The organism is Stieleria magnilauensis, assembly GCA_007753675.1.
GTDB classification, from domain to species: Bacteria; Planctomycetota; Planctomycetia; order Pirellulales; family Pirellulaceae; genus Stieleria; species Stieleria magnilauensis.
The window spans coordinates 2,685,931-2,705,984 of sequence record CP036432.1 but is presented as its reverse complement, the minus strand read 5'-3'; the positions used below and the strand labels follow the sequence as shown (position 1 = coordinate 2,705,984).

The window sequence follows — 20,054 nt, the reverse complement described above, 5'->3', positions numbered from 1 at the left end:
TGGAGATGACTTCGATGAAAGTTTTTGATTTTGCAATGCCGTTAGCGCAAGACGTGCAAGACATGGCAGCCAGCCCGATGCAGTTGTTGGTCGCCCATTTGATTGCCGCCGTCGTTTTCTCGCTCGTCGGGATCGTGGTGTTCGGCTTGTGTCTGTTGTTGATGGAGAAGCTGACTCCGTTTTCGATCGTTCATGAGATCGGCGAGGAACACAATCAGGCGTTGGCGACGATCGTCGCTGCGATCGTGTTGGGCATCTCGATCATCATCGCCGCTGCGATTCTAGGATGATCGATCGCGCGCCGAACTACTTGCTCTATTTGAACGTGCTGGTCATCGCGACGTGCGGGTTGATCTACGAGCTGTTGGCCGGCACGTTGGCGAGTTATCTGCTGGGCGACAGCGTGACCCAGTTTTCATTGGTGATCGGAGTTTATCTGTCGGCGCTCGGTGTCGGATCGTGGCTTTCTCGGTACGTGGAAAACCGAGTGGCGCGGACGTTTATCGAGATCGAAATCGCCTTGGCCTTGTTGGGCGGTCTTTCGGCGCCGTTGCTGTTCGTCGCGTTCGCCCAAATCACCTGGTTCCGGATCTCGTTGTTCGGATCGGTGTTCGCCATCGGAACGCTGGTCGGGTTGGAGCTGCCGCTGTTGATGCGGATTTTGCGCGAACACTTGGACTTCCGTGAACTCGTCGCGCGGGTGCTGACGTTTGATTACATCGGCGCGTTGCTGGCGTCGGTGTTGTTTCCCGTTTTGCTGGTGCCGCGTTTGGGGTTGGTCCGGACCTCGTTGCTGTTCGGAATCCTGAACGCCGTCGTCGGTGTCTGGGGGACGTATTTGTTGCGGCCGCTGCTTTCCAGTCGCGGACTCGGCGCGCTGCGGGGGCGCGGATTCTTGGTGATCGGGTTGTTGGTGGTGGCGTTCATCAAAGCCGACACGCTGACCGATTGGACCGAAGAGGCGATTTTGGAGAACCCGATCGTCTATTCAACGCAGTCGGATTTTCAACGGATCGTGGTGACGCAGCGACAGGGCCATTTCCAATTGCACCTCAACGGTCATCTGCAATTCAATTCCAAGGACGAGTATCGCTATCACGAATCATTGGTGCACCCGGCGTTGACGATGGTCGATGACGCCGAGCAAGTGCTGGTGCTCGGGGGCGGCGACGGATTGGCGGTCCGCGAGATCCTTCGCTACGACAAAGTGAAAGCCGTCACGCTGGTGGATTTGGATCCGGCGATGACCCGCTTGGCCACCGATTTCCCGCCTTTGGTCGAGCTAAACGAACACGCCTTGGCCGACCCGCGGGTGACCGTCGTTAATCGAGATGCCTTTGTGTGGGCGGGCGAAGGCGAAACAAAATTTGATGTGGCGGTGATCGATTTTCCCGATCCCGGATCATACTCGGTGGGGAAGTTGTACACGACACGGTTCTTTCAATTGCTGCGTCGGCGTCTCACCGATTCGGCGATCGTGTCGATTCAATGCACCTCGCCGCTGGTGGCGCCGAAGTCCTATTGGTGCATCTTAAACACGATGCAAGAGGCCGGGTTTGACGTGCGTCCTTATCACGCCGCAGTGCCCTCGTTCGGCGTTTGGGGGTTCGCGTTGGCGGGGATGCAGCCGTTGTTGGCTGACAGCGATGGCGGGTTTTTGATTCGCCATCCGCTGCCGCAGGGTTTGCGTTTTTTGGATTCCAAAACCATGGTCGCGATGTTTCAGATGCCGGCCGACCTGGTGCCCGCCCAGACGACCGTCAATCGCTTGAACGATCAGGTGTTGGTTCGGTATTACGAGCAAGAATGGGGGGCGATGTGAGTGATGCACAGGCCGATTGCCCGACTCGATGGACACGTCGCGAGTTGCTCGCCTACCTTGCCGGCGTGCCGCTGACCGGCTTGGTGGGTTGCGGTCTGCGCGATCGGTTGTCGTTTGACGGGCAGTTGCTCAGTCCCGATTATTCGGTCCCACACCGGTTGCGAGATGGCTGGCGACCGCCCGAGGCGACTGGACCGCCAGAGGTTCATCGTGTGGTGATCGTCGGTGGCGGGATCGCGGGCTTGTCGGCAGCCTGGCAATTGCAGCGTCGCGGCATGGAAGATTTCGTGGTCTTGGAGTTGGAGGATCAGCCTGGGGGGACGTCGCTAAGCGGAGAACGGGCCGGCTTTCGATTTCCTTGGGGGGCCCATTACGTCCCGGCCCCGATGAAAGAAAACGAACCATTGGTCGAACTGTTTCGGGAGCTGGGGGCGATCGTCGCGGTGGCGGAGGATGGCGAGCCTGTTTTTGCCGAAGATGCGCTCTGTCGCGAGCCCGAGGAACGCGTGTTTTTTCAGGGGCGTTGGATCGAGGGGCTGTATCCACATGTCGACGCGAGCGACGAAGATCTCTCGCAGTTGGAACGCTTTCGCCAGACCATGCGAGATTGGTCGGCGCGGCGCGATCAATCCGGGCGACGGATGTTTGCGATTCCGATGTCGCGCGGGTCCGACGAGGATGTCGTCCGCCAGCTCGACACGATGTCGATGGGCCAGTGGATGCAATCGCAGGGATTCACCTCGCCGCGTCTTTGCTGGCTGGTCGATTACGCTTGCCGCGATGACTATGGACTGACGATTCGGCAGACCAGTGCCTGGGCCGGTGTGTTTTATTTTGCGTCGCGACTGCGGCCGGGCAGCGCGGAGTCGCAGCCGGTGATCACTTGGCCGGAAGGCAACGGACGGATCGTCCGGCATCTGGCCGATCGGTGCGGCCGACGGCTCCGCGGTGGGCATGTTGTCACAGCGATCCGCGATGCCGGCGCCGCGGGCGTGCAAATTCGTGCGTTTGACACGCGATCGTCGACGACCGTGGATTTTGTAGCCGAAGACGTGGTTTTTGCCGCGCCGCATTTTTTAGCACCCCACCTCCTCGTCGACTGGAAAGCCAGCGGTCGGACTTTGACGTCGTTTCGGTACGGCAGCTGGGTGGTCGCCAACGTCTTTTTGGATGCCAGGCCCCAGGAATCCGGTCGCGAGATGAGCTGGGACAACGTCATCTATGACAGTCGATCACTCGGCTACGTCACGTCGACCCATCAGACCGGCAGCGACCACGGGCCGACGGTGTTGACGTGGTACCAGCCGATGTTGGACGAGGATCCACGGGTGTCGCGGGCGGAATTGATGCGACTTTCGTGGCGTGACTGGGCGAGTGTGGTCGTTTCGGATCTGTGCAAAGCCCATCCAGATATCCGTTCCTTGATCCGGCGAATCGACGTCATGCGTTGGGGGCACGCGATGATTCAGCCGCGCGTGGGGTTTGTCTGGGGTGACCAGCGGCAGGCGGCGGCCGAGTCGCTGGGGCGCATCCACTTTGCCGGCACCGATTTGAGCGGTGTCGCGCTGATGGAAGAAGCGTTTGATCGCGGCGTGCAGGCCGGCGATCGATGCCTGCTCTCGTCGGTGGGATAGGCTTCCAGCTAGTCGGTCTCGCGTGATGGGCTGCCGCGTTCGTCAACGTTTAAACAACGAGCCTGGATGCTTCGCGTTCGCGTTTGAGGGCATGGCGCCGGCTGGGAGGTAGCGAGCACCGCTCCGATTCTCGATGATGATGCCACGGCGGCAAAGCGATTGCTTCAGTCCGGCCGCACCAACACACCAGGCCAAACGGGCGGGAAACGATGACATCTCAGTTGATATTGATGAGGCACGCGAAGAGCGATCACGACGACCCGGCGCTGTCGGACCACGATCGACCGCTTGCCAAACGTGGCCGGCGTGACACACCCAGGATGGCCGATTGGCTCGCCGAGCAGGGCTGCGTTCCGGACGTGATCCTCTGTTCGTCGTCGGTTCGGACGCGCGAGACCACCGAGTTGTTGCTGGATCATTGGGACAAGAAGCCCGTGGTGGTGTCCTGTGAGGATTTGTACTTGTCCAGCCCCAACACGATGCTGGAAATCATCGGCAGCAGACACCGTGATGCGGCCAGCGTGATGGTGCTGGCGCATAACCCAGGGACCGCGATGTTGGTGTCGATGTTGGCCAATCAGTCGCTGGAAATGGTGACGGCGGCGGTGGCGATTTTTGACGTGGATGATTGGTCCGCGCTGGGTCAGGCGAACTTGTCCGACCACGCACCGCTCTCGCACCTGACGAAACATTTGGCTACACAATGCAGTTGCAAACTCACGCACTTTGCCAGCCCCAAGACCATTTGACTTTGAATCTTGATGAACGGATTCGCCGCCTGGCTGATTTTCGCGATGGCGCTCGTCGGCCACGGTGGGTTGCACATTGCGATCTACAATCGGGTCAACTGTCTCGGCTGGCCTCGGAAGACGATCAAGCGAATCGTGAAGTTCTTTCTGTTCACGACGTTTGCGATTCCCGCGGCCGTTTTGTTTTTCCAGTTCGATTCGGTCGCGGAAATCCTGTTGCGCGGCGGTAGTTGGAATCGACTCGGTCCGGTCACGATCGCGTACGGCGTCGTCTGTTTGGCGACCTGGATCGTGCTCGGGGTGCCGTGGTTGTTGTGGCGTCCGATCTTTCGGCTGGAGTGGGTCGATGCGCCGCGAAACGTGAAGGTCGTGGACGTTGCTCGCGTTGTGGAGCATCCGCTGCCGATGACACGCAAAGCCCGTTGGGAAGCTCGTCTTCCCTTCAACCAGATCTTGGATTTGGCCATCGAAGAGGTGGAGTTGCCGGTCGTCGGATTGCCCGCGGCGTTGGATGGTTACCGGATTGCGCATTTGAGTGACATTCATTTGACCGGCGAAATTCATCCCAGCTACGTTCGATTTGCGATTGAAGAGGCGACGCGATTCCGTCCTGATTTGATCGCTTTGACCGGCGATATCATCGACACGCAGCCGTGCATTGATTGGTTGGTCGAGATCTTTTCACCCGCGGAAGCCGTCGACGGGTGCTACTTCATTCTGGGCAATCACGACACGCGTGTGGTCGATTCTTGGGAGACACGCAACGCCATGGACCGCGCCGGATGGATCGATCTGGGCAGCCAAGCGATGCGGCGCAATCTTCGTGGGGTTTCCTGTCGCGTGATTGGCAATGAGCATCCCTGGTTCGAGCGGCCGGAGCTGGAGCCATGTGATGCGCAGTTCCGATTGCTACTGAGCCATAGCCCGGACCAATTCACGTGGGCGCGACGCAACGGGATTGAATTGATGCTCGCCGGCCATACGCATGGCGGGCAAGGGCGGTTGCCGCTTGCCGGGCCGATCCTTAGTCCCAGCTACCACGGCAGCCGCTATGCGTCCGGCGATTTCTATCGCGCGCCGACCACGATGCACGTCACTCGGGGGCTGGGCGGAGTCCATTTATGGCGGATCAATTGTCGCCCGGAACTGTCGTTGTTGACGTTGCGAACGGTCTGAAATCGCAGCGTTTTCATTGTTGAAAACCTGTTTGTGTTTTTTTCTTGCAAAACGTTCCATGAGCCGTTGACGTGGGGACGTCTGGCCGCCACAATCCCCGCCCACGTCAGACGCAACGCCGCTTCCAAAGGCTAGCAAAGACGTGCAACTGATCATTGACAATTTGGTGGTGAAACTTCTGTTGAGTTCAGCATTTGCGAGATCGCTTTGCTGGGAAGCTGGATGCCCCTTGGGGTGTTTTTCCTGGCAGCAAAATGGCGAATCGCTGGGTCGTTAACCGAACGGCCCGGAGCAGAATTGAACTTTCGGTTTAACTTGATTTTCCCGAGTGACTTCGGTTGCTCGTGATGCAATACAAAATTGAAGGGTTTGATCCTGGCTCAGAATGAACGTTGGCGGCGTGGATTAGGCATGCAAGTCGTGCGAGAAGAGTTTTATGCTTGCATTGAACTCGGACAGCGGCGAAAGGGAGAGTAACGTGTGGTTACATGCCCAGGGGTCCAGGATAGCGTCGGGAAACTGGCGGTAATACTGGATGACATCTTCGGATCAAAGGTGAGATTCCGCCCTTGGATTGGACCGCATACTATTAGCTTGTTGGTGAGGTAATGGCTCACCAAGGCAGCGATGGTTACCGGGTGTGAGAGCATGGCCCGGCTCACTGGGACTGAGACACTGCCCAGACACCTACGGGTGGCTGCAGTCGAGAATCTTCGGCAATGGACGAAAGTCTGACCGAGCGACGCCGCGTGCGGGATGAAGGCCCTCGGGTTGTAAACCGCTGTCAGTTGGAAGGAAGGGCCTGTGCAGAGCAGGTCTTGACCGATCTTCAGAGGAAGGACGGGCTAAGTTCGTGCCAGCAGCCGCGGTAAGACGAACCGTCCAAACGTTATTCGGTATCACTGGGCTTAAAGCGTGCGTAGGCGGCTTGGTAGGTGTGATGTGAAAGCCCACGGCTCAACCGTGGAATTGCGTCGCAAACCCTCAAGCTTGAGGAAGACAGGGGTGTTGGGAACTTATGGTGGAGCGGTGAAATGCGTTGATATCATAGGGAACACCGGTGGCGAAGGCGCAACACTGGGTCTTTTCTGACGCTGAGGCACGAAAGCTAGGGTAGCGAACGGGATTAGATACCCCGGTAGTCCTAGCCGTAAACGATGAACACTGGGTTGAGGGGACTTCCACATCCTCTCGGCCGTAGCGAAAGCGTTAAGTGTTCCGCCTGGGGAGTATGGTCGCAAGGCTGAAACTCAAAGGAATTGACGGGGGCTCACACAAGCGGTGGAGGATGTGGCTTAATTCGAGGATACGCGAAGAACCTTATCCTAGATTTGACATGCTTGAGAGTCTCTATGAAAGTAGAGAGTGCCCTTCGGGGAGCTCTTGCACAGGTGCTGCATGGCTGTCGTCAGCTCGTGTCGTGAGATGTCGGGTTAAGTCCCTTAACGAGCGAAACCCTTATCTCTAGTTGCCAGCGGGTAATGCCGGGGACTCTAGAGAGACTGCCGGTGTCAAACCGGAGGAAGGTGGGGATGACGTCAAGTCCTCATGGCCTTTATGTCTAGGGCTGCACACGTCCTACAATGGTACGGACAAATGGACGCTAAGCCGCGAGGTGGAGCAAATCCCAAAAACCGTGCCTCAGTTCGGATTGCAGGCTGCAACTCGCCTGCATGAAGCCGGAATCGCTAGTAATCGTAGGTCAGCATACTACGGTGAATGTGTTCCTGAGCCTTGTACACACCGCCCGTCAAGCCACGAAAGTTGGGAGGGCCCGAAGTCGCTGAGCGAACAGTTTACTGACGCAGGCGCCGAAGGTCAGCTCGACGATTGGGACTAAGTCGTAACAAGGTAGCCGTAGGGGAACCTGCGGCTGGATCACCTCCTTTCTAAGGATTCTTAGAAATAGGTTTTCACTGGTGACAGTGGGAACCGAATCCGTGGAAGTGATCTCGCAAACAACTCAACAGCGCAGTGCTCGCACTGCATTTCACCACCAAAGAATCGCGAAAACCCGCGTTGGACTGTCGCCAGCCAACGCGGGTTTTTTCGTGCGCGCTCCGGATTAGCGGTTAGCAGTTAGCGGTTAGCTGTTAGCTGTTAGCTGTTAGCGGTTAGCAGTTAGCAGTTAGCAGTTAGCAGTTAGCGGTTAGCGGTTAGCGGGCGGCTGTTAGCGGGCGGCTGGCGCCCGGCGGCGGTCCTTGGGAAATGGGACCAATAGGACCTAGACGACGCATGTGTCCTCTCTGTCGTAGATGTCTCATTTTGGGCACACGGGGACAGACCCCAGGAGCGCGCGGGGACAGACCCCGGGTGATCGGGGACAGACCCCGGGTGATCGGGGACAGACCCTGGGTGATCGGGGACAGACCCTGGGTGATTGGGGACAGACCCTGGGTGATTGGGTGACAGGCCCTGGGTGATCGGGGGCAGATCCCTGGTGATCGGGGGCAGGCTCCGGTGTGCTCTGGCCCCGGTGTGCTGGGCGAAATGAGACCAAGAGACCCTAGGCGATGCATGCATCCTATCTGTCGCATTGGTCCTATTTTCAACGCCCGCGCGGGGACAGACCCCGCCTTGGGGATTGGTCCTATTTTCAACGCCCGGGCGGGGACAGGCCCCGACTTGGGGGCAGGCCCCGGATGATCGGGGACAGTCGCTGGGTGATCATGAGCGACCGCGGTGGGGGGCGAGCGACCGCGGTGGGGACAGGCCCCGGAGCGACAGCGACCGCGCTGGGGGCAGGCCCCGGCTGCGCTGGTGCGGGGGGACAGGCCACGGGTGAACGGTGCCAGGCCCAGGTGATGCGTAGTGGGCCCCGGAGGATGCGGATTATGGGGTGGGGGTGTGTTTGATTTTTGGCTTGGCGGGTTGGTGTTGGGCGGCTGGAGGCGGCGTGGAGGGGCCGGGGAGGGGCCGGGGAATGCGTGAAACACCGGTGTTTTGGGGGTGAAGAACGTGTTTGGTTTTTTTCTTGCAAAACGTTCCATGAGCCGTTGACGTGGGGACGTCTGGCCGCCACAATCCCCGCCCACGTCAGACGCAACGCCGCTTCCAAAGGCTAGCAAAGACGTGCAACTGATCATTGACAATTTGGTGGTGAAACTTCTGTTGAGTTCAGCATTTGCGAGATCGCTTTGCTGGGAAGCTGGATGCCCCTTGGGGTGTTTTTCCTGGCAGCAAAATGGCGAATCGCTGGGTCGTTAACCGAACGGCCCGGAGCAGAATTGAACTTTCGGTTTAACTTGATTTTCCCGAGTGACTTCGGTCGCTCGTGATGCAATACAAAATTGAAGGGTTTGATCCTGGCTCAGAATGAACGTTGGCGGCGTGGATTAGGCATGCAAGTCGTGCGAGAAGAGTTTTATGCTTGCATTGAACTCGGACAGCGGCGAAAGGGAGAGTAACGTGTGGTTACATGCCCAGGGGTCCAGGATAGCGTCGGGAAACTGGCGGTAATACTGGATGACATCTTCGGATCAAAGGTGAGATTCCGCCCTTGGATTGGACCGCATACTATTAGCTTGTTGGTGAGGTAATGGCTCACCAAGGCAGCGATGGTTACCGGGTGTGAGAGCATGGCCCGGCTCACTGGGACTGAGACACTGCCCAGACACCTACGGGTGGCTGCAGTCGAGAATCTTCGGCAATGGACGAAAGTCTGACCGAGCGACGCCGCGTGCGGGATGAAGGCCCTCGGGTTGTAAACCGCTGTCAGTTGGAAGGAAGGGCCTGTGCAGAGCAGGTCTTGACCGATCTTCAGAGGAAGGACGGGCTAAGTTCGTGCCAGCAGCCGCGGTAAGACGAACCGTCCAAACGTTATTCGGTATCACTGGGCTTAAAGCGTGCGTAGGCGGCTTGGTAGGTGTGATGTGAAAGCCCACGGCTCAACCGTGGAATTGCGTCGCAAACCCTCAAGCTTGAGGAAGACAGGGGTGTTGGGAACTTATGGTGGAGCGGTGAAATGCGTTGATAGCATAGGGAACACCGGTGGCGAAGGCGCAACACTGGGTCTTTTCTGACGCTGAGGCACGAAAGCTAGGGTAGCGAACGGGATTAGATACCCCGGTAGTCCTAGCCGTAAACGATGAACACTGGGTTGAGGGGACTTCCACATCCTCTCGGCCGTAGCGAAAGCGTTAAGTGTTCCGCCTGGGGAGTATGGTCGCAAGGCTGAAACTCAAAGGAATTGACGGGGGCTCACACAAGCGGTGGAGGATGTGGCTTAATTCGAGGATACGCGAAGAACCTTATCCTAGATTTGACATGCTTGAGAGTCTCTATGAAAGTAGAGAGTGCCCTTCGGGGAGCTCTTGCACAGGTGCTGCATGGCTGTCGTCAGCTCGTGTCGTGAGATGTCGGGTTAAGTCCCTTAACGAGCGAAACCCTTATCTCTAGTTGCCAGCGGGTAATGCCGGGGACTCTAGAGAGACTGCCGGTGTCAAACCGGAGGAAGGTGGGGATGACGTCAAGTCCTCATGGCCTTTATGTCTAGGGCTGCACACGTCCTACAATGGTACGGACAAATGGACGCTAAGCCGCGAGGTGGAGCAAATCCCAAAAACCGTGCCTCAGTTCGGATTGCAGGCTGCAACTCGCCTGCATGAAGCCGGAATCGCTAGTAATCGTAGGTCAGCATACTACGGTGAATGTGTTCCTGAGCCTTGTACACACCGCCCGTCAAGCCACGAAAGTTGGGAGGGCCCGAAGTCGCTGAGCGAACAGTTTACTGACGCAGGCGCCGAAGGTCAGCTCGACGATTGGGACTAAGTCGTAACAAGGTAGCCGTAGGGGAACCTGCGGCTGGATCACCTCCTTTCTAAGGATTCTTAGAAATAGGTTTTCACTGGTGACAGTGGGAACCGAATCCGTGGAAGTGATCTCGCAAACAACTCAACAGCGCAGTGCTCGCACTGCATTTCACCACCAAAGAATCACGAAGACCCGCGTTGGACTGTCGCCAGCCAACGCGGGTTTTTTCGTGCGCGCTCGGGATTAGCGGTTAGCGGTTAGCAGTTAGCGGTTAGCAGTTAGCGGTTAGCAGTTAGCGGTTAGCAGTTAGCGGTTAGCGGGCGGCTGTTGGCGGGCGGCTGTTAGCGGGCGGCTGGCGCCCGGCGGCGGTCCTTGGGAAATGGGACCAAGAGGGCCTAGGCGACGTATGTGTCCTATCTGTCGTAGAGGTCGCATTTTTGCACACGGGGACAGACCCCAGGAGCGCGCGGGGACAGACCCCGGGTGATCGGGGACAGACCCTGGGTGATCTGGGACAGACCCTGGGTGATCTGGGACAGACCCTGGGTGATCTGGGACAGACCCTGGGTGATTGGGGACAGACCCTGGGTGATTGGGGACAGACCCTGGGTGATTGGGGACAGGCCCCTGGTGATTGGGGACAGGCCCCTGGTGATTGGGGACAGGCCCCTGGCGGGTCGGGCGGGGAGATAGGACCGATAGGACCTCGGTGACGCAGGTATCCTGTCTGTCTCGGTTTTGGCGTGTCGGTAGGGTCGGAGGTGCCGCCGGGCTGGCGATTGAGCGCTGAGCGAACGGGACGGTTCAGTGGGATTGGTCGAGCAGCTGTTGCAGGTAGTTGGCGATCGAATTGGAGTCGTTGCCTTTTTCCAGGACCAGCGTGTTCTTCAGCCCGGCGGCTGCATCGTGAATGCGCGGGTCGACGCGGCCGGTGTACAGGCACGCCGGGGGGGCGTCGCCGTCTTGCTGGACTTCTTGAAGGAAATCGGTCCCGCTCATCCCGGGTAGGTTGAAGTCCACCAGCAGGCAGTCACAGTCGGCAAGCTGTTGGTAGGAAAGCGTTTTTTCGGCCGATTCGAAGGCGACACATTGGTGGCCCAACGCGGTTATAATCGCGCAGAGTGAATCCCGGACGTCCGGGTCATCCTCGACAATAACGACATGGGCTTGTTTATTGACGGGCATTGCAGATTTGGCGAGGTGGATTCCGTTCTGTGTCAGCTTCGACCGTGAGCTGAACAGTCGAATCGTTGTTGTTGACGTGGACGCCGGATAGTGGACTTTCTTTCCTACCGAATAGTGTACCTGCTGGTCGCGTTGTTTGTCGCCGGCACGGGCGTAGCGCAACAAGCCGAGTCTTATCGGCCGCATTCGCCCGATCCGTTCTGGGAACCTTGGCGGATTCGGGCTTTCCCTCAGCTCAAGGGCACAGAGCTGAGGTGTCTCGGCGAAGATGCTCGCGGCGCGATCTGGTTCGGTGTGGCGGACGGGGCGGTTCGTTACGACGGGCTACGCTGGGATGAGTTTGGAGCGGCCAGCAATTTGCCGGGGGCGGCGATCGCGTTTGCTCAGGTCGGAAGTCAGTTTTATGCCGCCACGGGGTCCTCGATTCATGTGCTCGAGCAGGGACGGTTTCGGCAAGTCTTTCCCCAGACCGATCGGGGACGTTGGGTGATCGAAGACCTTGCCGTCGGGGCCGACGGTGTTCTCTGGGTCTGCACCGATAAGGGGGCGTTGCGGTTGCGAGGGGCTCCTTCGGGTGGACAAGACGATCCGTGGCAAGAGATCCAGCTGTTGACGACGCCTGAGATCGAGAATTCTCTGCAGGGCGATCTGGTTACCGCAGAGATTCAAATCGAAGCGGTTGCGGCGGCCGACTCGGTCAGGTGGAACGCGGGGGTAGGCGTGTGTCTATACGGCCAGGGCGTGGATAAAAACACAGTCATTGCGGTTGCCGAAAACGGTCCCGCGGCCAGGCAGGGTGTTCGGGTGGGCGACCGAATCGTGGCGATTGATGGCGAGGCCCGTCGCACGGTGTTTCAGCGGGAACTAGAGGATGCACCTGGAACGCGGATTCTATTGAGCGTCCTGCCTAAAGGTGGTGAGGAGGTTCTCGATCTGGAATTAATGTGTGAATCGATCGAGGGTCGGTATCAGAGGTTTCGGCCGATTCAGATTGAGGACGATGGTCGCGGAACGGTTTGGTTTGCGACGCGTTTAGGCAGGATTCTTTCTTTGCACCGCAATCAAGACGGCACAGAGGAATGGACTCACCACACGCGAGTGCACGGTCTTCCCGTCATCGCGATGCCCAGCATCGTCGTGACGGATCGGGGGATTGCCGGGGTGGGACGCAACACCGCGACGGAATGTTTGCTCCGTTACGACGGCGATCGTTGGACGGTGATTGATCTGCCCCGTGGGATTGGTTCGTCGATCGAGACGTGTGATGACGGGACGTTGTTGGTCGGCACCAACGGTGCGGTCTTGTCGGTATCAGCGAGCGGTCGGGTGGTCGACCACGGGATGCGCGACCACGGCATTTTCGGCAACGACGTCATGGTCAAGAAAACATCCGACGGTGCGTTATGGATCGCCGGTAAGGGAGCCATCGCGCTACGTCTGGAACCACAAGGGCAACGGTGGACGACGTATCGTGGCTTGGTTTATCAAGCCAGCGGTGAAGACGGCGAGGAGTGGTTTCTCACCGATCGCCTGACAGTCGTGCATCACCAGGGGGACCGTTGGCAGCAATACGACGCTGACGACGGGTTGATGTCGCAGCCGCTGCGGGTGATCGTGACGACCGCAGGCGACGTTTGGGCGGCCGGCAGCCATGACGGGGTGGCCGCCACGGCCCGACGTCTGGGAAACCGTTGGGAACGCAGACTGCATCCTGAACTTTCGTGGGCGGTGGATCGGCGTGCGGTGTTCGAAGATCGGGATCAGCGGCTCTGGTTTGGGGCGGCAGTCAATCAGCTGGTCCAGGAAGATGACCACGGCGGTGTGTTGCGGTTTGACGGCGAAGTGTGGAAGCATTTTCGTCCCACCAATCGACTTGATTTCGTTTACGGCATCGCCCAAACACAAGACGGCTCGGTCTGGTTTGCAGGGCCGTCACTGGTGCAGGTCACACCGGAGGACCAGTTCGGTGCCTCTGCCAATCTTCCGTTGGTCGCGCGGGGGTTCACTGACGCGTTAGCCAACGACCAAGGCGGGGATCTGTGGATCGGCACGCGAGTCAAGGGCGTCGTGCGGTTGGATGGTCGCCCGGCCGATGATCCGGCCGATGGCCCGGAGTTCCGATCGACTGTCTATGGAGAATCGAATCGGGTTTCCAACAGTCGCATCAAGAGTGTGTTGCCGATGTCAGACTCGAGCGTCTTGGTCGGAACGCCAGCGGGCTTTGATCGATTTGATGGTCAGACCTGGGCTCCGGCGGCGCTGCCGGCCGACTTGGCCTACGACACAGACTATGGAGGACTCTATGAGGGGCGATCCGGGGAGTTGTGGTTCAACGCGTCGGGGGTAGCCATCATGACCCGTGATCTTGCCAAGGGGATTCCAATGAAGGACATGGGGTCGCTGCAAGATACATTCAAAACCTATTGTTATCGTCCGGATGATCGATCCCCTGACACCCAGATTGAGCGATCGGCAGCTCAGGCCACGTTCGGTGAAGCGGTCTCGCTGGATTGGAGCGGCGTGGACTACATGGAAGCAACGCCCCGTGACCAGTTGACGTTCTCGTGGAGTATTGACGATCAGCCTTGGAGCGCGTTTTCACCGGCGGTCCGAGTCGATTTGCCAGGACTGGAGGGTGGGCTCCACCGTTTCCGCGTGCGGGCCCGTGACGCCGATTTCAATATCGACAGGACGCCTGCTGAAATCACCATTGAGATTTTTCCGGCGCTATGGCAACGCAGTTGGTTCCAAGGGTTGATGCTGCTGATGCTGGTGCTGTTTTGTCTGGCGATGATTCAAACCGGACGCGTTTTTCGCCGGGAATCATCGCTGCGAACGAGCAATGAGCGGTTGTTGTCGGCGGAGCAGGATCTGCAGCAAGCCAATCAAAGTTTGGAAAGTCGCGTCGCCCGCCGAACGAGAGAACTGCGCGAGGCCAATCAGCGGTTGCACGCCAGCGAGGTGCAGTACCGATCGATCGTGGAAGATCAAAGCGAATACATCGTTCGTTTTGATGCCGATCAGAATGTGACGTTTGTGAACACGGCATTCTTGCGTGCCAATCGTATCGCCGGCCAGACGGTCAGCGCAGTGTTGCCGGCGAAGGTGGTCAGCCGTTTGCGGCAAGTGGTTGCGAACGTGGAAGAGGGGCGACAGGAGGGAAGGTCGGTCGTGTCATTCGACGATGCCGACGGTCAGCTGCGTTGGGAGCAATGGCATTGTCGTGTTTTGGTCGACCAGGTCGGGAATCCGCTGGGCTATCAAGTGGTCGGGAACGACATCACCGATCTGCGAGACGCCCAGAATCGGCTGAGCGAAAAGGAGTTGGAACTCGCACACTTGGCACGCGTTTCGGCACTCGGGGAAATGGTTGCCGGGATTTCGCACGAGATCAATCAACCTTTGGCGACGATCGCAAACTTCTCGTCGGCGTCGTTGTTGGTGTTGGATCGTGAGTTGGGAGCCATCGAAAACGTGGAGCGCAAAGAAGACATCCGCCAATGGATCGAGCGGATCAAAGAGCAAACCGAGCGAATCAACAGGATTGTCAACAGTCTGCGGCGATTCGGTCGTCCCGGCAGCAATCTGACCGCATTTGACATTGAGTCCGCCGTCACTGAATCGTTGGATCTGTGCGAGTACCGAACGCGAACGGTCGTCAACGATATTCTCGTCGACATTCCCGCTGAACTGCCCAAGGCGTACGCCGATCGGGTGCAAGTCGAACAGGTCCTGGTCAACCTGATTCGCAACGCCGTTGACGCGATGGATGACCCTGCGGTCGTCGAGCGGACGCTGAAGATCGTGGTCGCAACGGAAGAGGAAATGTTGAAGGTGTCGGTGATCGATTCAGGGCCCGGCATCGCGAAGGATCAAGGCGACGAAATTTTCCAAACCTTTGTGACCACCAAGACGCAGGGCATGGGGATGGGGCTGGCGATCAGTCGTTCGATCATCGAGTCGCACCAGGGGAGGCTGTACACAGTCGATGGTGCTGACGGCGCGTGGTTTGAATTCACGCTGCCCATCGCGACCGACGACCAGGCGACTCCGGTCCACGTGGGAAGTGCCGATCACGCGCCGCGGTCGCGATCGGTCAGTATATGAGGGGGCCGGGTTTGTGGGGCCGGGTTTAAGCGGCCAAGCGGAGACGCCGTCTCGTCGTTTCCGCGAAAGCCGGGATCATGCCTGGAACACCGGTGGGCTCCAGTCCCCAACGTCCAGCCCGCTGTCGGCGACGAATAGCCTGCCCGCGTTGGAGCAGACCGCCCGGTCGTCGGCGGACATATTTTCGACAGCCGTGGTGATCACCAATTTGAGTGTTCCGGCGTGTTCGACGAGGGCCGGGCAAGTGTTCTGTGGCGAAAGCGGAGTGCGCCAGACCTTTCGGCACTCCCCGCTGGCCAAATCGTACAGCCTGGTTTCTCCGAAGGCAGCCGATTGCGGCAAGAACATTGCGATGATCAGCCCGCTGCCGTCAGGTGTCAGGATCGCTCCATCGGGAACCGCCGGGTCCGATGTCAGGTCGAGCACGACGTCGGGTTCGGTCAAGGTTCCGTTGTCAAGGTCCACGCCATAGCGAACGACCTGACGCGTCGGCGAATCGATGTCGAGCAACGAGAGTTGTCCCCCATCGAGAACCATCGCTTTGCCGTTGCTGCAGATCTGGTCGTCGCGTAGCCGGATCAATTTTTTGTCGCGTCCCCGGTACAGATAAAGCCCCGCCTTCTTGGTGGCAAATTCCAGGTCCTTGGTTCCGAAGATCAGGTTGTCTTCATAGGCCAGGCCGTCGTTGATGATCGTGTTGGTCACGTCGTGGTCGATGTTTTCGCAGAACGGTTCCCACTGTTCGGTCACAATGTCAAAAAAACCTAGCGAACGTTCGCATCCGACGACAAAACGATTCGCAGTTTCGCAGGGGAACGCAAACCCCGGCCGGCCGGGTAAGTCTCGTGAAACGTTTTTCCCGCTGTCGAAGTCGTAGCGATTCAGGCTACCGTGGGTCGCATCGGCGCCGTGTTGAATGCCCACCCAGGAAAACGCTCCCGGCGCGATTTGATACGGGCCTTCGGGGAGAAAACGCAGCGCGTCCGAATCAGGGGTGTTCAACGGCGTTGCTTCGATGACTTCGGCCACAATAAAACCTCGATGAGTCTGGGAAGTTGGGACTGGGATGATCGCAAGCTGGAAGCTTACGCCACTTTGAAGTCGTTGAGCAAGGCTTGGGGGACTCCGATGCCGACGACTTGCACGGTTCCCAGCCAGGGTTTGGCTGCGGGCTTTGAAAACCCTTCTTTTTCGGCGACAAAGGTGACGGTCAGGTCGGCCCGAAACGTCACTTCGGCGGGGGCGCCGGTGTCGCAGTCCAGTCCGGTGGGCAGGTCGATGGCGACTCTCAGCCCACGCCGTTTGTTGGCCTGCGTCACCGCGTCGCCATACAGGCCTCTGGGCGCGCCCGTCGCGCCCGTGCCGAGCAGGCAGTCCACGACGGTTTCATCGTCCGCGATCCACCGATCCAGGTCCTCGTCGGACTTGGCGATCTGGATGGTCAGTCCTGCCCGGGCCGCGATCGATGCGTTGGCACTCGCGTCGCCGGTCAATCGATCCAGCGGGACCAGCGACAGGATGTGGACGGAAAACCCGAGCAATTCCAAGTGACGGGCAATGACGTAGCCGTCGCCTCCGTTGTTGCCCGGGCCGCAAAGGATGCAAACCGGGTTGGCACCGCGGGGTGATTCGTGGCACAACGCGGCGATTCGCTCGGCCGCGCCACGCCCCGCATTTTCCATCAGGACCAATCCCAGCATTCCGTATTCTTCGATCGCGATCTGATCGACGCGTCGGACGTCTTCTCGTTTCATCGTTCCCCCGATCCGGTTCCGGTTGTCAAAGCGTCATGGCCGACCAACAATAGAAACGTGAGCGAGCCATCATATCCAATGAGAGGCCGAGCGGTCAGAGATGCCGGCGGGAAGCGTGGGCGGGCGGTATGTTAATGATGCCGTCACGCGCCACTGGCTGACGCCGCGTGCTGGGATAAAAATTACGTGATAATCGAGGTTGATCATGCCACTGTACGAATACGAATGTTCCAAATGTGACAAGTCCGTCGAGCTGCTGGTCCGATCGGCGGAAGAGCCGGTCTCGTGCCCGGAGTGCGGCAACGTCAAGCTGACGCGATTGATGAGCGCCCCGGCGGCTCCGAATATGAAGGGCGCAAGCGGGTCATTGCCGATGGCTTCGGGCGGCGAATCGTGCGGGGCACCGCGGTGCTGTGGCGGAATCTGCCAGTAGCGGCGGTGTCGCGTGCTCGGCAGGTGCGTGGCGCAACCGGGTAACGCGGTGACGCACTTGCTTCACTGCCGGTCCCATCGGGGTCACGGGTGGGTCAGCCGGGGTCACGGGTGCGTCAGCACCGGGCAAACGTCGAACCATTCGCGATGGTGTTGATTGGCCATCCACTCGTTGGCTTCCGGCGGCCCCCACAGTCCGGGCTCGTATTGGAACAGCTCCGGCGCGGCGGGGCTGCGCCAAGCGGCCAGGATTGGGTCGACGATGCCCCAGGCCAATTCCACTTCATCGCTCCGGGCAAACAAACTTGCATCGCCAAGGATGGCATCGAGCAGCAGCCGTTGGTAGGCGTCGGGCATGTCGCCTTTGGATGTTTGGTTGAAATCGAAATCCAGCGTGCTGGTTCGCGTCTTCATCTCGCTCTCAGGCACCTTGGACTCGAAGTGCAGCTGAATTCCTTCGGCGGGCTGGATTTGGATGACCAGCCGATTGCCGACAGGGCTACGTGTTTTTTGACCGAACAGAATGTGGGGCACGTGGCGGAACTGGATCACGATCTGGGTGGTCCGGCACGACATGCCTTTGCCGCTTCGCAAGTAAAACGGAACGCCCTTCCAACGCCAGTTGTCGCAATACAGTTTCAGCGCTGCGTAGGTTTCGGTCTGGCTGTTCGGGGGCACGCCTTCTTCGTTCAGGTAGCCGGCGTATTGTCCGCGGACGGTGTCGGATGCGAACGCGCCGCCGGTCATCTTGCGGACGCTGTGCAGCACTTTGACTTTTTCGTCACGCACCAGCGCCGCATCGTATTTTGCCGGCGGTTCCATTGCGGTGATCATCATCAATTGCAGGATATGGTTTTGGAACATATCTCGCATGATTCCGGCGCTGTCGTAGTAGCCGGCACGGCGGCCGATGACGACTTCTTCGGCGACGGTGATTTGGACGTGATCGACATAGTTGCGATTCCAAATCGGTTCGAAGATCGAATTGGCGAATCGCAGCGCAAAGATGTTCTGGACGGTTTCTTTGCCGAGGTAGTGATCGATCCGATAGATTTGGTCTTCGCGAAAGACCTTGTGGATCGAATCATTCAGTGCGTGGGCGGTCGCCAGATCCGTTCCGAATGGTTTTTCGATGATCACTCTTCGGAAGCCGGTATCATCATCGGCCAGTCCGGCTGCGCCGAGTTGCTTGATGGCTTCCTCGTACAGCTGGGGCATCGTCGAGAGGTAGTACACGCGTCCGGCGCTTTCGCCCTGTTCGATTTCGTCCAGGAATTTTGCCAAGGCGTCGAAGTCGGCGGCTTCTTTGATGTCGCCCGGCTGATAAAAGACGTGCTGACTGAATTCGTCCCAGGATTCCGCGTCGAACAGTTTTCCGGCAAATTTCGCCGTCGACTCGCGGAGGGAGTCGCGGAATTGTTGGTGCTCGAATTGTGACCGGGAGACGCCGACGATCCGCATCACACTGTCCAGTTTGTCCTTTTTGAACAGACTGTAGAGCGCTGGAATCAATTTGCGACTTGTCAGGTCGCCCGAGGCACCAAAAATGACGATCGTATGAGCCATGGCTAAGGCAAATGCAGCGCGGAGAGAATGGGGTTCGCGACGCCTGAGCGTTCACCTGAAGCGTAGCTCGCGGAGAATCTCGGTGCCAGGGGACGTCATCCCCACAGATGGCCGTCTGGTGGAACCCAGATGTTGTGGGGAGGGACGGCTCGGCAAGGCGACGAGGGGGAAACGACGGACCGAACGGGGCCAACGGCTACACGCCAACCACGCTCTTCATGGCCCGCTAATCGGCCGAACACTGCGCAGACGGCGATTCAGGCCGCCCTAAAGTTCAGCCAAGGCGTCGATCACCTGTTGGTCGTGACCATCGACCTTGACCCGCTTCCAGACCTTCGCGACCTTGCCGTCGGCATCGATCAGGTAGGTGCTGCGCTGGATCCCCATGGATTTCTTGCCATACATATTCTTTTCGCGCCAGGCCCCATATTTTTCCAACATCACGTGCTTCTCGTCGACCAGCAACGGAAACGGAAGCGAATATTTGTCACGAAATTTTGTGTGGCTTTCGGCGGAGTCGGCGCTGACGCCAAACAGTTGGGCGCCCAGTTTCTTCATCTCGTCATATCGGTCTCGAAACGCACAGGCTTCTTTCGTACAGCCCGGCGTGTCGTCGCGGGGGTAAAAGTAAAGCACGACGGGGCCACCCTTGAGGTCGCTCAGTTTGACCTTGTTCCCCTGGTCATCTTTCAGTGTGAATGCGGGAGCCTTGGTACCGGGTTCGAGCCAATCAGCCATCGATGAAATCCTCTAAGAAAAAAACACGAATCGTCGCGTCGGTAAGTGTTTAAGGAGTGTATCGAAATGTCCAGACCGGGAGGGCGTACAGGTCGGCAGGGGGTGAGGGCGGTCTCAGCGAGGGCCATTTCGAAAAGGA

General features: G+C 58.7%; 12 protein-coding genes and 2 rRNA genes. 9 read left to right on the top strand and 5 right to left on the bottom strand.

Annotation, left to right across the window (positions count from 1 at the left end; genetic code table 11):
- Nucleotides 1-14: 14 nt before the first annotated feature.
- The 7 genes from TBK1r_RS09650 to TBK1r_RS09620 all read left to right on the top strand — a co-directional run bounded on the left by TBK1r_RS09650 (nt 15) and on the right by TBK1r_RS09620 (nt 10,200).
- Nucleotides 15-290, top strand: coding sequence for a DUF350 domain-containing protein (locus tag TBK1r_RS09650; RefSeq protein ID WP_372895598.1), 276 nt, complete (start codon nt 15-17; stop codon nt 288-290).
- Nucleotides 287-1,822 carry a polyamine aminopropyltransferase gene (locus TBK1r_RS09645; RefSeq protein WP_145209417.1) on the top strand — a complete coding sequence of 512 codons (1,536 nt, stop codon included), beginning with the start codon at nt 287-289 and terminating at the stop codon, nt 1,820-1,822. The genes TBK1r_RS09650 and TBK1r_RS09645 overlap by 4 nt, the downstream gene beginning before the upstream one ends.
- Nucleotides 1,819-3,456: a flavin monoamine oxidase family protein gene (locus tag TBK1r_RS09640; RefSeq protein ID WP_419581172.1), complete on the top strand. Its 1,638-nt coding sequence runs from the start codon at nt 1,819-1,821 to the stop codon at nt 3,454-3,456. Before TBK1r_RS09645 ends, TBK1r_RS09640 begins: the two co-directional genes overlap by 4 nt.
- 230 nt (nt 3,457-3,686) lie before the next feature.
- On the top strand, nt 3,687-4,205 hold the full coding sequence (locus tag TBK1r_RS09635; RefSeq protein WP_419581171.1) for a SixA phosphatase family protein: 519 nt from the start codon (nt 3,687-3,689) through the stop codon (nt 4,203-4,205).
- A gap of 12 nt (nt 4,206-4,217) precedes the next feature.
- Nucleotides 4,218-5,381: a metallophosphoesterase gene (locus TBK1r_RS09630; protein WP_145209405.1), complete on the top strand. Its 1,164-nt coding sequence runs from the start codon at nt 4,218-4,220 to the stop codon at nt 5,379-5,381.
- 357 nt (nt 5,382-5,738) lie between these two features.
- A 16S ribosomal RNA gene (locus TBK1r_RS09625) occupies nt 5,739-7,270 on the top strand.
- Between the two features lie 1,398 nt (nt 7,271-8,668).
- Nucleotides 8,669-10,200: ribosomal RNA gene (locus TBK1r_RS09620) — 16S ribosomal RNA — on the top strand.
- Between the two features lie 737 nt (nt 10,201-10,937).
- Here TBK1r_RS09620 and TBK1r_RS09610 read toward each other — a convergent pair.
- The gene (locus tag TBK1r_RS09610) at nt 10,938-11,318 is read right to left on the bottom strand and encodes a response regulator (RefSeq protein ID WP_372897421.1); all 381 of its coding nucleotides are present in this window, start codon (nt 11,316-11,318) and stop codon (nt 10,938-10,940) included.
- Nucleotides 11,319-11,408: 90 nt separating this feature from the next.
- Here TBK1r_RS09610 and TBK1r_RS09605 point away from each other — a divergent pair, with 90 nt between their 5' ends.
- Nucleotides 11,409-15,425, top strand: coding sequence for an ATP-binding protein (locus tag TBK1r_RS09605; protein ID WP_419581170.1), 4,017 nt, complete (start codon nt 11,409-11,411; stop codon nt 15,423-15,425).
- Nucleotides 15,426-15,500: 75 nt separating this feature from the next.
- Here TBK1r_RS09605 and TBK1r_RS09600 read toward each other — a convergent pair whose 3' ends face one another.
- Together TBK1r_RS09600 and TBK1r_RS09595 are read right to left on the bottom strand one after the other, a co-directional pair.
- Nucleotides 15,501-16,454 carry an SMP-30/gluconolactonase/LRE family protein gene (locus TBK1r_RS09600; RefSeq protein WP_145209396.1) on the bottom strand — a complete coding sequence of 318 codons (954 nt, stop codon included), beginning with the start codon at nt 16,452-16,454 and terminating at the stop codon, nt 15,501-15,503.
- Between the two features lie 56 nt (nt 16,455-16,510).
- Nucleotides 16,511-17,179 (bottom strand): NAD(P)H-hydrate epimerase, encoded by a 669-nt coding sequence (locus TBK1r_RS09595; protein ID WP_145209393.1) that lies wholly within the window; start codon nt 17,177-17,179, stop codon nt 16,511-16,513.
- 205 nt (nt 17,180-17,384) lie between these two features.
- Between TBK1r_RS09595 and TBK1r_RS09590 the strand changes: the two genes are divergently transcribed.
- Nucleotides 17,385-17,612: an FmdB family zinc ribbon protein gene (locus TBK1r_RS09590; protein ID WP_145209390.1), complete on the top strand. Its 228-nt coding sequence runs from the start codon at nt 17,385-17,387 to the stop codon at nt 17,610-17,612.
- Nucleotides 17,613-17,716: 104 nt separating this feature from the next.
- On the opposite strand, the gene zwf is transcribed toward TBK1r_RS09590, so the two are convergent.
- Complete coding sequence (zwf, locus tag TBK1r_RS09585) at nt 17,717-19,177, bottom strand: glucose-6-phosphate dehydrogenase (RefSeq protein ID WP_145209387.1); 1,461 nt, start codon at nt 19,175-19,177, stop codon at nt 17,717-17,719.
- A gap of 267 nt (nt 19,178-19,444) precedes the next feature.
- Entirely contained in the window at nt 19,445-19,915 is a 471-nt protein-coding gene (gene bcp, locus TBK1r_RS09580; RefSeq protein ID WP_145209384.1) for a thioredoxin-dependent thiol peroxidase, read from the bottom strand.
- Nucleotides 19,916-20,054: the final 139 nt, after the last annotated feature.